At 68.2% G+C, this 11,760-nt stretch carries 10 protein-coding genes and 1 pseudogene; 9 read left to right on the top strand and 2 right to left on the bottom strand.

The window, feature by feature from the left end; translation table 11 throughout:
* Positions 1–236 precede the first annotated feature (236 nt).
* A complete protein-coding gene (locus tag ASG43_RS07280) occupies positions 237–875 on the top strand; it encodes a hypothetical protein (protein ID WP_056502470.1) in 639 nt (212 codons plus the stop codon).
* A gap of 260 nt (positions 876–1,135) precedes the next feature.
* Here ASG43_RS07280 and ASG43_RS07275 read toward each other — a convergent pair whose 3' ends face one another.
* Positions 1,136–2,494 (bottom strand): dicarboxylate/amino acid:cation symporter, encoded by a 1,359-nt coding sequence (locus tag ASG43_RS07275; RefSeq protein WP_056502404.1) that lies wholly within the window; start codon positions 2,492–2,494, stop codon positions 1,136–1,138.
* 255 nt (positions 2,495–2,749) lie between these two features.
* Between ASG43_RS07275 and ASG43_RS07270 the strand changes: the two genes are divergently transcribed.
* The 3 genes from ASG43_RS07270 to ASG43_RS07260 all read left to right on the top strand — a co-directional run bounded on the left by ASG43_RS07270 (position 2,750) and on the right by ASG43_RS07260 (position 7,605).
* Positions 2,750–4,615: an ATP-binding protein gene (locus ASG43_RS07270; protein WP_056502401.1), complete on the top strand. Its 1,866-nt coding sequence runs from the start codon at positions 2,750–2,752 to the stop codon at positions 4,613–4,615.
* A 32-nt stretch (positions 4,616–4,647) separates the two neighbouring features.
* The gene (locus tag ASG43_RS07265) at positions 4,648–6,024 is read left to right on the top strand and encodes a sigma-54 dependent transcriptional regulator (RefSeq protein ID WP_056502468.1); all 1,377 of its coding nucleotides are present in this window, start codon (positions 4,648–4,650) and stop codon (positions 6,022–6,024) included.
* A gap of 471 nt (positions 6,025–6,495) precedes the next feature.
* A complete protein-coding gene (locus ASG43_RS07260) occupies positions 6,496–7,605 on the top strand; it encodes a phosphatase PAP2 family protein (protein ID WP_162244687.1) in 1,110 nt (369 codons plus the stop codon).
* Positions 7,606–7,685: 80 nt separating this feature from the next.
* Here ASG43_RS07260 and ASG43_RS07255 read toward each other — a convergent pair whose 3' ends face one another.
* The gene (locus tag ASG43_RS07255) at positions 7,686–8,501 is read right to left on the bottom strand and encodes a polyphosphate kinase (protein ID WP_056502394.1); all 816 of its coding nucleotides are present in this window, start codon (positions 8,499–8,501) and stop codon (positions 7,686–7,688) included.
* Between the two features lie 205 nt (positions 8,502–8,706).
* On the opposite strand from ASG43_RS07255, the gene ASG43_RS07250 reads away from it, so the two are divergent.
* The 5 genes and pseudogenes from ASG43_RS07250 (at position 8,707) to ASG43_RS22615 (ending at position 11,745) form a co-directional block, all read left to right on the top strand.
* The gene (locus tag ASG43_RS07250) at positions 8,707–9,639 is read left to right on the top strand and encodes a ring-cleaving dioxygenase (protein ID WP_056502393.1); all 933 of its coding nucleotides are present in this window, start codon (positions 8,707–8,709) and stop codon (positions 9,637–9,639) included.
* A gap of 22 nt (positions 9,640–9,661) precedes the next feature.
* Positions 9,662–10,282 carry an alpha/beta hydrolase gene (locus ASG43_RS07245; RefSeq protein WP_056502390.1) on the top strand — a complete coding sequence of 207 codons (621 nt, stop codon included), beginning with the start codon at positions 9,662–9,664 and terminating at the stop codon, positions 10,280–10,282.
* A complete protein-coding gene (locus tag ASG43_RS07240) occupies positions 10,279–10,566 on the top strand; it encodes a GNAT family N-acetyltransferase (RefSeq protein ID WP_056502388.1) in 288 nt (95 codons plus the stop codon). The genes ASG43_RS07245 and ASG43_RS07240 overlap by 4 nt, the downstream gene beginning before the upstream one ends.
* A 46-nt stretch (positions 10,567–10,612) precedes the next feature.
* Positions 10,613–11,548, top strand: a pseudogene (locus ASG43_RS07235) (pirin family protein).
* A gap of 32 nt (positions 11,549–11,580) precedes the next feature.
* A complete protein-coding gene (locus tag ASG43_RS22615; protein WP_156386557.1) occupies positions 11,581–11,745 on the top strand; it encodes a hypothetical protein in 165 nt (54 codons plus the stop codon).
* Positions 11,746–11,760: the final 15 nt, after the last annotated feature.

Genomic DNA, 11,760 nt, shown 5'->3' with positions numbered 1-11,760 from the left:
CTCTCACATCTCAACACACCACCACAAACCAAACTCCAACATAACCCGGTCGCCGAAAGGTCGCCGGGCGTTTGGCGTTCGAAATGCGAAACGCGGAAGGCGCAGCAGGGATCGATCCAAGGCATTCGCCCGACTGCTGCATGCGAAATCCTGGATCCCGTCAGGCTCCGATAGCGTGCGATGCTTCCTTGGATCCGCACGGATGGATCCGCAAGGATGGAGCCGAGAGGATCCGCATGCCGCTGCAAAATCGCGTGACGCCGTTTTCTCAGATCGTCGCCACGCCGATGCGGGGCCTGTTCATGGGCAATCGGGGATGTCTGCACGACGAGAAGCGGACGCTCGGGGACCGGCGGTGGCGGGGAAAGCGCTGGATCATCTGCAGCCTCGTACCGCGAGCGGGCCCGCGTCGGCTCATGGCGCCCGGGCGGTACACCGAACTGTTCTTCCTCGACGAGGCCGTGGCCCTGGCGGCGGGGCATCGGCCCTGTGCCGAATGCCGGCGGGAGGCGTTCCGACGCTTCCGCGCGGCATGGTGCAGGGGCGGCCAACGCGAAACCTTGCCGAGCGCATCCGAGATCGATCTCGAACTCCATGCCGCTCGCCTGACGGCCGGGAGGGACCAGCGGACGATTAGATCGCCGGTCGGCGACCTCCCGGACGGGACCTTCATTCAGCGCGACGAGGAGGCCTGGCTCCTTCACGAGGACCGAATCCTGCGATGCGGCGTCGATGGCTACGATCGTGTCGAGCCTCTGCCGGACCGTCTCGAGGAGGTCGTCGTCTTGACGCCTGCCGCGACCCTCTCCGCGCTCCGGGCCGGATACCGTCCGGTTCTGCATCCCTCCGCCGCATCGCGTCATCCGCCTTGGTGACGTCGCCGCGTCGGATGCGTGTCGAAGGTCGTGGGCTTCGAGCCGGCCGCTCGCTGGTGTCTCCCGCCACGGTGGAGGGCGGCCTGATGCCGAGGCATTTGCGTCGCATTTGCGAGGTCGAGACGTTGCGTATGAGCGAGATCCGCCGCGCGACGGGCTCTATCCTCGGGGTCTCAACTCGAAGCACGATCCTTCCCAAACGAAAAAGCGCGCCGGACCTTTGGGATCCGACGCGCTTTGGTCTTTGAGTTCGAACCGGCTCAGGCGGCGGCTGGCGCGCCTTCGGCATGGGCAAGGGATTCGTCGCGTCCGGACATCGGACGGGCCTTGCCACTGAGGGCGGCCTTCAGCTTGACCTCGTCGAGCTCGCCCTCCCAGCGCGCGACGACGAGCGCGGCGACGGCATTGCCGGTGAAGTTGGTGAGCGCGCGGACCTCCGACATGAAGCGGTCGATGCCCAGGATCAGCGCCATGCCGGCGACGGGGACGGAGGGTACGACCGAGAGCGTCGCGGCCAGCGTGATGAAACCGGCCCCCGTGATGCCCGCCGCGCCCTTGGAGGAGAGCATGGCGACGAGGAGGAGGAGAACCTGCTCGCCGAGCGACAGGTCGATGTTAGTCGCCTGCGCGATGAAGAGGGCGGCCAGCGTCATGTAGATGTTGGTGCCGTCGAGATTGAAGGAATAGCCGGTGGGAACGACGAGGCCGACGACCGACTTCGAGGCGCCGGCTTCTTCCATCTTCTCCATCAGCGCCGGCAGGGCCGCTTCCGAGGAGGAGGTGCCGAGGACGAGGAGAAGCTCTTCCTTGATGTAGCGGATGAGGGCGAAGATGGAGAAGCCGTTGTAGCGGCAGACCGCGCCGAGAACCACGATCACGAAGAGCAGCGCCGTCAGGTAGAAGGTTCCGACCAGCATGGCGAGGCTGGCCACGGCGCCGATGCCATATTTGCCGATGGTGAAGGCCATGGCGCCGAAGGCACCGAGAGGCGCGGCGCGCATGAGAAGCGCCACGAGCTTGAAGATCGGGATCGAGAGCGTCTGCAGAAATTCCGTGACGGGACGGGCCTTCTCGCCGACCAGGGCCAGCGAGACGCCGAAGAGCACGGAGAAGAACAGGACCTGGAGGATGTCGCCCTTGGCGAAGGCATCGACGATCGTGGTCGGGATGATGTTGGACAGGAACGCGACGATCGACTGATCATGCGCCTTCTCGGCGTAGGTCGAAACGGCCGCCATGTCGAGCGAGGCGGGATCGATGTTGAGGCCTGCGCCCGGTTGCACGACATTGCCGACGATCAGGCCGACGACGAGGGCCAGAGTCGAGAAGGTGATGAAATAGAGCATCGCCTTTCCGACGACGCGGCCGAACTTGTTGAGGTCGCCCATGCCGGCGATGCCGGTGACGACGGTGAGGAAGATGACGGGCGCGATGATCATCTTGACGAGCTTGATGAAGGCATCGCCGAGCGGCTTCAGGGCCTCGCCCCAGACCGGCTCGAAATGGCCGAGCAGGATGCCGGCCACGATGGCGACGACCACCTGGACATAGAGCTGGCGATAGAAGGGCTTCTTCGGCTCGGGCGCATGGCCCGCGGATACGGTGGTCGTTGGCATCATGGTCAGGACTCCCCAAGTCCGGTCAGGCTGGGCGCATGCCGCGCCCGCGCTTCGCTCCCGAAGACGGCCGCCCCGGATCCCCGGCCGCCTTCATCCTTTGGCAAGGTTCATGCCAAACCCGCGCTGCAGGGCTGCCATGCGGGAATGCCGGGGCTTGCACAGAGATCGCGATCCCGCGGCGTGCGTTCCGGGCGGAAATCCGCTCGCTCCGGAGAGCCGATGTGCCATATTCCGCACAAGAGGGTGGAAGCACGCGTGAAGGATGCAACCGGCACGATCGGTGAAGGCATGAAACCGGCACCCTCCGCCGGATCGCGCGCGCTCGTCCCGATCCTCGGCTGGATCTGTTGCGGTCTCCTTCTCGCAGCGGCGGTCATCGCGTCCGGCGAACTCGCGCGCAGGAGCACCCTCGCCGATCTTCGAAGCGAAGCGGCGGCGCGACTGCCGCTGTCGGCGACGGCCCTGCGCAGCGAGCTCGACAAGCAGCGCACGCTGCCTTCGGTCCTGTCGGAAGATCCCTCGGTGCGCGCGGCCCTTGGGGGCGAACCGCGAGCCGTCGCCGCGGTGAACGAGAAGCTTCGACGGCTGCAGCTCTCGACGCGGGCCTCGGTGATCTACGTCATCGATCGCGCGGGGCGAACGGTCGCCGCCAGCAATTTCGCCGAGCCGAACAGCTTCGTCGGGCAGAACTATCGCTTTCGCCGCTATTTCGAGGGCGCGCTGCGCCAAGGCGCGGCCGAACAGGTGGCGCTCGGCACGGTCAGCCGTCGTCCGGGCGTCTACATCGCGCGGCGGATCGGGGCGACGGCGGCGCAGGGGCTCGGCGTCGTCGTCGTCAAAGTCGAACTCGACGACGTGGAAGCGGGCTGGCGGGCCGGAGGGATGCCGGTCTACGTCGCGGATGCCCGGGGAATCGTGGTGGCGACGAGCGTCGAGGATTGGCGCTTTGGAACGCTGCGTCCCCTCGGCCGGGACGAGGCCGCCGACATCCGGGACAGCCTGCAATTCGGGTCCGCCCCGCTGGCGCCCCTGCCGCTCGTGCGAGATCCGGTGGAACCCGATCTCGTCTCGGGAACCGACGGCCGAGGCTATGTCGATGCCTCCGGCCCGGTGGAGGGCGGCCTGCCCGGATGGCGGCTGCATCTTCTTCTTGCCTCCGATACGGCGGTGCAGGAAGCGGTGGGTCTCTCCCGCTTCATCGCCTTTCTCCTGTCGGCGATCGCGATGGCGGCGATCGCGCTTCTCCTCCGGCGCCGCGACCGGCGGCGCGGCGAGCGCGCCCGGGAGGCCCGCCGGGCAGCCGAGCTCGAAGCGCGGGTGGCCGCGCGAACGCTGGACCTTGGAACGGCGAACCGCCGTCTCACCACCGAGATCGGCGAACGTGAGCGCGCCGAGGCCCGTGTCCTCGCATTGCGCGACGATCTCGCGCAGGCCAACCGCCTGGCCTCGCTGGGGCAGATCACCGCCGGCGTCGCCCACGAGATCAACCAGCCGCTCGCCGCCATCCGCACCTATGCGGAGAATGCCGGCCTGTTTCTCGATCGTGGGGACGCTGCGACGGCGCGCGCCAATCTCCTCACCGTCGTCGGCCTCACGCAGCGCATCGCGGACATCACCGATGCGCTGCGGGGCTTCGCCCGGCGCGGCGACGGCGCGCTCGTGCCGGTCGAGATCGAGGATGCGGTCGACGGCGCGCTGCTGATCCTCGGCAGCCGCATCCGCTCCTCACCCGCCACCGTGGAGCGGATTGTCGGCGCCCCGGGAGCGGTGGTGATGGCGAGCCGGGTCCGGCTGGAGCAGGTTCTCGTCAACCTCGTGCGCAACGCCCTGGATGCGCTCGGCGAGGCGCCGGAGGGACGGGTCGAGATCGCGACCCGCCTCGACGCGGACCGCGTCGAGATCGGCGTGCGCGACAACGGACCGGGCATTCCCGAGGCCGTGCGCGCCACGCTCTTCACACCCTTCGCGACGACCAAGCCCAACGGGCTCGGCCTCGGCCTCGTGATTGCCAGCGACATCGTGTCCGATCTCGGCGGCGCGCTGGTGCTGGCGCCGCAGACCGGGAAGGGCGCGGCCTTCCTGATCCGCCTACCGCGGACGAGCGACGGATGGGCGACGTGACGACGGACGAGCCGGAGACAGGCGACATGGCGATGAACGATGCGGAGAGGGGCGACGCGGACAGGGGCGGCCTGGTCGCCTTCGTGGACGACGACGAAACGCTGCGCAGCGCCAATGCGCAGACGCTGGCCTTGGCGGGATATCGACCGCTGCCCTTCGCCTCCGCGGAAGCGGCGCTCGAGGTGCTGGATGCCACGTTCGAGGGCGTGGTCGTCACCGACATCCGCATGCCCGGCATGGGAGGCCTGCAGCTTTTCCGCGCCCTGCAGCGGCGCGATCCCGATCTACCCGTCATCCTGGTGACCGGGCATGGCGACGTCGACATGGCGGTCGCGGCTTTGAAGGAGGGCGCCTACGACTTCATCGCCAAGCCCTATTTCGCCGACAGGCTGACGGGAAGCGTCGCGCGGGCGGCGGAAAAGCGGCGGCTCGTGCTCGACAACCGCCGCCTGCGCGCGGCCGCCGAGCGGATCGATACGGACATGCCGCTGATCGGCGAGACGCCGGCGATGGAGAAGCTCCGCCGAACGCTGCGCCAGGTGGCGGGCGCGGAGGTGGACGTGCTCGTCGAAGGCGAGACGGGATCGGGCAAGGAGGTCGTCGCCGAACTCATCCACCGCTGGAGCCCGCGGGCGAAGGGGGCCTTCGTGGCGATCAACTGCGGGGCGCTGCCCGAGACGATCATGGAAAGCGAGCTCTTCGGCCATGAGCGCGGCGCCTTCACCGGCGCCGAGAAGCGGCGGATCGGGCGGATCGAACATGCCTCGGGCGGGACGCTCTTCCTCGACGAGATCGAATCCATGCCCCAGGCGTTGCAGGTGAAGCTCCTGCGCGTGCTGGAGGCACGCGAAATCGCGCCGCTCGGCGTCAACGAGGTGCGCAAGGTGGATCTGCGCGTCGTCGCCGCGGCGAAGGCGGACCTGTCCGATCCCACCGCGCGCGGCGATTTTCGCGAGGACCTCTTCTACCGGCTGAACGTCGTGACCGTGCGCATTCCGCCCCTGCGCGAGCGGCGGGCCGACGTGCCGCTTCTCTTTTCCCACTTCCTCGCCCGCGCGGCCCTGCGCTTCCGGCGCGAGGTGCCGGACCTGTCGCCCTCCGTGCGCGCGCATCTCTCCCGGCACGACTGGCCGGGCAACGTGCGCGAACTCGTCCACTTCTCCGAGCGCGTGGCGCTGGGGATCGAGGATCTCGGCGGGTCGCCGCCGGAGCCGGGCGCAGACAGTGCGGCCGACCTCGGACTGGCCGAACGGGTCGAGGCCTACGAGGCTCGGCTGCTCGGCGAAGCGCTGCAAAGGCACAAGGGTGCGGCGGCGCCCGCGATCGCGGAGCTGAAGATCCCGCGCAAGACCTTCTACGACAAGCTCCAGCGGCATGGGCTGGTGCCGAAGGATTTCCGGGAGGACTGACGGACGCGGCGAGGAGAAGCATCGCCGCACCGGCCGTGTCGCGCGCGTGCCGCCCGAGGATGGCGTCCCGGGGTCGGCGGCGGCGGACACCGCCGTCGAAGCGACGGGCGCGGAGGGGGAGGAACGCCGCCTCGGGGATCCCCTCGACGACCGAACGCCATGGTCGGACCCTCCCGTGCGACGGCTGCGCGTTCGGTCGAGTTCATAGCGCTCCCGACGTGGCGCCGTTTTTCACCTCTTCGAGCCGTGGTCCGCTGCGAGAACCGGGCAAAGCTCCTGCTCCGCAGCGGGGTTTCGCGCCTCAACGATTCCCGGCGCACCGGTGTTTCGAGGTCTTCGACGCCTGCGGATCGTTCATCGTTCGTTGACGCTGACAAAAATTTGGGTGACTTCGTTTATCTAAGCGTGCACGCCTGACAACCTAACGATGCGTCCTGTGGGCAAATCGTGACGGGATGGCCGGGGATGACGATGGACGCTTCTGCTTTTTCTTCGCCTGTCGTGCGGCACCCGTCTCTCCCGGCTTGGGCATCCGATTCGTTCCGCTCGGTCGGTTTCCTGCCGGTCGTCGTCGGTGTTCAGCTGGCGACCATTCTCTCGCTTCAGGTCGTCTACACCGAGTTGCCTGGGTTCGACCTCCAGATGATGCTGGAAAGCATTGTCTTCTTTCTTCTCGTCGCGCTTCCGATCTGTGTCGTTGCGATCTGCTTTGGTCGGATCCTCAAGGCGCGCCCCAGCGGCAGTGCGACCGTGGCTCTCCTGGCCGACATTAAGGCGGTGTCGTGCGATCGCGGCCGGGCGGCGATGGGCTGGCCCGTCATCGCGCTGTTCATCCCGTTCATGTCGATCTTCGCTCAATTCAAGACGATGATCCCGCTGATCCGACCCTTCGACTGGGACGAGACCTTCGTCGCCTGGGATCGGGCTCTTTCCTTCGGCGCGTTGCCCCACGAGATCCTGGCGCCGGTGATGAGCCATCCCGTCCCGCTGATGCTCACGAACGTCGCCTACAATCTGTGGTTCTTCTTCATGCTGGGAGGCTTCATCGGCTTTGCCTTCGCGCAGCGGCCCTCGGCATTGCGCACGCGGTATCTCACGGCCTTCTTTCTCGTCTGGTTCGTCGAGGGCAGCCTTCTCGCGCTCGTCTTCTCCTCGGCGGGTCCCTGCTTCTACGGCCTGCTCGGGCTTCCCGCCGACCCCTATCAGCCGCTGCTCGAAAGCCTGCGGGCGGCGGGGGCAGTCGTCCCGCTCTTCTCCCTGACGACGCAGGACTTGCTGTGGAGCGGCTATGTCGGGCAGGGCGATTCTTTGGGCATCTCCGCCATGCCGAGCCTGCACAATGCGATGGCCGTTCTGATGGCGCTCGCCGCCCGCCATCTCGGTCGCAGGCTCGGCTGGGCCTTCGCCGCCTATGCGGTCTGGATCTTCGTCGGATCGATCGCGCTGGCCTGGCACTATGCCGTCGACGGGCTCGTCGCGCTGCCGGTGACGCTGGCGCTCTGGATGGCGGCCGGCCGCATCGCGCGGTGGTGGCATCGCGAAGACGCGGCCGAGGACCGCATCGCGGCGACGGCGCTCTGACGATGGTCCCGGCCGCCTTGTCCTTGCGCTGACGACCGAGACGATCCGACGGACCGCCGCACCGGACCGCCGGGGCGGCCTCAGCCCTTCCGGTTCTTGTCCGCCTCCACCGCTTGGCGCGCCGCTTCGGCGACCGCCGGCGGCAGCGGCCGCGGGGTGAGGTCGACATCGGACGAGAGGCGATCGACGATCGCCTGGAGGGCGGTGATGCGGGAGTATTTCTTGGAGTTCGACGGGATGACCTGCCAGGGCGCGTGCGAGGTCGACGTCCGGGCGATCATCTCTTCGGCGGCCTCGATATAGGCGTCCCACTTGCCACGGTTGCGGAAATCCTCGGCGCTGAGCTTCCAGCGCTTCAACGGATCGTCCATGCGCTTGACGAAACGCTCCAGCTGCTCCTCCCGCGTGATCGAGAGGAAGATCTTGACGATGCGGATGCCGGCGTCCGCGAGCGTCTTCTCGAAATGGTTGATCTCGTCATAGGCCCGGCGCCAGTCGGCCTCGGGCGCGAAGCCCTCGACGCGTTCGACGAGAACGCGCCCGTACCAGGAGCGGTCGAAGACGGCGATCTCGCCGGTTTTGGGCAGGCGCTCCCAGAAGCGGGCGAGATAATGCCGCTTCAAGTCGTCCGGACCGGGTGCCGCGATCGGCCAGACCTTGAAGCCGCGGGGATCGAGGACGTTCGAGATGCGCCGGATCGCGCCCCCCTTGCCCGCGGCGTCCCAGCCCTCGAAGACGATGACCGCGCTCTCCTGCGAGCCGAGATAGGCCTGCTCGATCGCGACGAGCTTGCCCTGCAGCTTGGCCAGACGCGGCTCGTAGGTTTCGTCCTCGAGCTTGGCCTTCATGTCCAGCGCGGAAAAGGAGAAGGGCTGCGGACGGTCGATCTCGGGCATGGCTTTCTCCCAATTCCACGCTCCGATCGCGCGGCGTGTCCATATCTGGCCTCCGCCGCCTCGGTGAAAAGGCGTCCCATTCGAGACGCTGAGCCTTTCATTGTTCGATATCTGTTGACAGTAACCGCGCCTTACGTGGCTTGGACGGCCGGCATCGAAGGGGCACCTTAGCGTTCGAAGCGACATTCCAAACAGGAGCCGAGCCATGCTGCAGGAGATCAAGGGACTTCATCATGTGACGTCCATGGCGTCCGACGCCCGCGCCAACAATGCGTTCTTCACGGGAACGCTGGGGCTGCGCCGCGTGAAGACGACGGTCAATTTCGACGCGCCGGACGTCTATCACCTCTATTACGGCGACGAGCTGGGCACGCCGGGATCGGTCATGACCTACTTCCCGTTCCCGAACATGGGCCCGGCGCGGCACGGCGCCGGCGAGGTCGGCACGACGGTCTTCTCCGTCCCCCGGGACGCCCTCGGATACTGGCGTGACCGGCTGGCGGCCGCCGGCATCGCTCCTGTCACCGAGAGCACGAGCTTTGCGGCCAAGCGGCTCGACTTCGAGGGGCCTGACGGCGACCGGTTCGCCCTCTTGGAGGTCGAGGGCGATGCGCGTGTCGCCTGGACGGGTGGCGGCGTTCCGGCGGATGTGGCGATCCGCGGCTTCCATTCGGTGTCGCTGCGGCTGCGCGACGGCGGAGCGACGCGCGAGCTGCTCGGTTTCATGAACTACGAGGTGCTGGAGACGGCCGGCTCCGTCACGCGGATGGCGGTGAGGGGCGGCGGCGTCGCAGATGTCGTCGACATCGAGACGCTGCCGGGCGCGCCGGCCGCACAGCTCGGTGCGGGCTCCGTCCACCATGTCGCCTTCGCGGTCGAGGATCGGGCGGCCCAGCTCGCGGTTCGAAAGGCCATCGCCGATACGGGCTACCAGGTGACGCCGGTGATCGACCGGGACTATTTCTGGGCGATCTATTTCCGCACGCCGGGCGGGGTCCTCTTCGAAGTCGCCACCAACGAGCCGGGCTTCACGCGCGACGAGGACCCTGCGCATCTCGGCGAAGCCTTGAAGCTGCCGAGCCGCTACGAGCATGCCCGCGAGCGGATCGAGGCGCATCTGCAGCCGCTCGCGGCCTGAGAGCGGATACAAGGAGGATACGATGGCCGACTACCTTCATCGCGAGCACGCAGCGCCGGAAGGCCGACCGCTCCTCGTTCTTCTCCACGGGACGGGCGGCGACGAGAACCAGTTCGTGGAGCTCGGCCGGCAGCTGATGCCGGAGGCGGGCCTCCTCGCCCCGCGCGGCGACGTCTCGGAAGCGGGTGCCGCCCGCTTCTTCCGCCGCCGCGCGGAAGGCCAGTACGACATGGCCGATCTCGCCCGCGCGACGGGAAAGATGGCGCGGTTCGTGAAGGCCGCGGCCGAGCGTCGGCAAGCGTCCGGGACCATCGGCCTCGGCTACTCCAACGGGGCGAACATCCTCGCCTCGGTGCTGCTCGACGCGCCGGGCGTCTTCGACGCCGCGGTGCTGATGCATCCGCTGATCCCGTTCGAGCCGGCCGCCGTTCCACAGCTGTCGGGACTGCGTGTCCTCATCACGGCGGGTCGGCGCGATCCGATCTGCCCGCCTGCGCTGACCGAGCGTCTGGCGGACACGCTGCGGGCGGGCGGCGCGACGGTGACGCTGCATTGGCACGAGGGCGGGCACGAAATCCGCGAGGACGAGATCGCGGCGGCCGCGCAGTTCCTGTCGGGCGATGCTTCGCGGGTCGCGGCATGAACGCGATCGCGTTTGCCGAGACGCCGTCGAAGGGCGTCTACACGCTGAGCGAGCCCGGCGGCGCGGTCGCCGAGCTCGCCTTCTCCAGGGCCGGGGCCTCGATGATCATCATCGAGCACACCGACGTTCCCGATGCCTTTCGCGGCCAGGGCGTCGGCCGGCGTCTCGTCGCCCGCGCCGTCGAGGACGCGCGGGCGGCGGGCAAGACGATCATGCCGCTCTGTCCCTTCGCCCGGGCCGAGTTCGGCAAGCACCCGGAATGGGCGGATGTCTGGAAGCGCTGACGCCTTTCGGCGGACATGACGCCGCACCCGAACAAGGAGACAGGCCATGAGCTGGAATCCCGCCCTCGAGCCGACCGGCACCGACGCCGGTTCGCTGGACTCCATCGAGACGATGATCGTGCCGCGGGCACGCGATCTCGGCGGCTTCGAGGTGCGCCGCGCGCTGCCGGCGCCCCAGCGCCAGATGGTCGGCCCGTTCATCTTCTTCGACCAGATGGGACCGGTCGAATTTCTGACGGACGGCGGCATCGATGTCCGCCCGCATCCCCATATCGGCCTCGCGACCGTCACCTATCTCCACTAGGGCTCGTTCCACCATCGCGACTCCACCGGGGCGGACCAGACGATCCTGCCCGGCGACGTCAACTGGATGATCGCGGGCTCGGGCGTCACGCATTCCGAGCGGACGGGCGCAAAGACGCGGGCCGCGCCGCACCGTCTCGCCGGCATCCAGACCTGGGTGGCGCTGCCCGAAGCGCATGAGGACGATGCGGCGAGCTTCGAGCACCGCGCATCGCGCGAGCTTCCCCTCATCGAAGGCGAGGGCAAGAGCGTGCGCCTCATCCTCGGCACCGCCTATGGCGAGCGCGCCCCCGTCTCGACCTTTTCCGAGATGGTCTATGCCGACGCCGTGCTGGCCGCCGGCGCGCGCCTGCCGCTGCCCACCGAACACGAGGATCGCGGGATCTACGTGGTGGAGGGCGCGATCGAGATCGCGGGGACGAGCTACGAGGCGGGACGCATGATGGTGTTCCGCCCGGGCGACGCGATCACCGTCAAGGCCGGGACCCACGGCGCCCGCCTGATGATCCTCGGCGGCGAGACGCTGAACGGGCCGCGCTACATCTGGTGGAACTTCGTCGCCTCCTCGCGGGAGCGGATCGAAGCGGCCAAGGAGGCATGGCGCGCGGCCGACTTCTCCGGCGGCCGGTTTCATCTGCCCTCCGGCGACGACGCCGAGTTCATTTCGCTGCCGGGATGAGCGGCGGGGTGCCGGCCCTGGCACGAAGCCCCATGGGATGGCGCGAAGCGGTGGATCGCGACGACATCCGTCTCCGCCTGACGGCCGTCGAAGCCGACATCGGCGCGCGCGGTGTCGCGGCCTCGTCGGTCTGCGGCTCGTCTGCGGGGGGTGTGGCGGGCGCCGGCAGCGATCCGGATATGCCGGAGGACGTCTGATCCCGCCGGATCGTT

Origin of the sequence: Aureimonas sp. Leaf454, from assembly GCF_001424685.1 — a bacterium.
Lineage (GTDB): Bacteria > Pseudomonadota > Alphaproteobacteria > Rhizobiales > Rhizobiaceae > Plantimonas.
Note: the sequence above shows the minus strand (reverse complement) of the source record. Positions and strands in the feature narration are given on the sequence as shown.

What these genes read in the sequence shown, in the direction of transcription:
- ASG43_RS07255 (WP_056502394.1), bottom strand. Translation starts at nt 8,501, where the DNA reads ATGCCCGAGATCGACCGTCCGCAGCCCTTCTCCTTTTCCGCGCTGGAC.
- ASG43_RS07280 (WP_056502470.1), top strand. Translation starts at nt 237, where the DNA reads ATGCCGCTGCAAAATCGCGTGACGCCGTTTTCTCAGATCGTCGCCACG.
- ASG43_RS07250 (WP_056502393.1), top strand. Translation starts at nt 8,707, where the DNA reads ATGCTGCAGGAGATCAAGGGACTTCATCATGTGACGTCCATGGCGTCC.
- ASG43_RS07275 (WP_056502404.1), bottom strand. Translation starts at nt 2,494, where the DNA reads ATGATGCCAACGACCACCGTATCCGCGGGCCATGCGCCCGAGCCGAAG.
- ASG43_RS07260 (WP_162244687.1), top strand. Translation starts at nt 6,496, where the DNA reads ATGGACGCTTCTGCTTTTTCTTCGCCTGTCGTGCGGCACCCGTCTCTC.
- ASG43_RS22615 (WP_156386557.1), top strand. Translation starts at nt 11,581, where the DNA reads ATGGGATGGCGCGAAGCGGTGGATCGCGACGACATCCGTCTCCGCCTG.
- ASG43_RS07265 (WP_056502468.1), top strand. Translation starts at nt 4,648, where the DNA reads ATGAACGATGCGGAGAGGGGCGACGCGGACAGGGGCGGCCTGGTCGCC.
- ASG43_RS07245 (WP_056502390.1), top strand. Translation starts at nt 9,662, where the DNA reads ATGGCCGACTACCTTCATCGCGAGCACGCAGCGCCGGAAGGCCGACCG.
- ASG43_RS07240 (WP_056502388.1), top strand. Translation starts at nt 10,279, where the DNA reads ATGAACGCGATCGCGTTTGCCGAGACGCCGTCGAAGGGCGTCTACACG.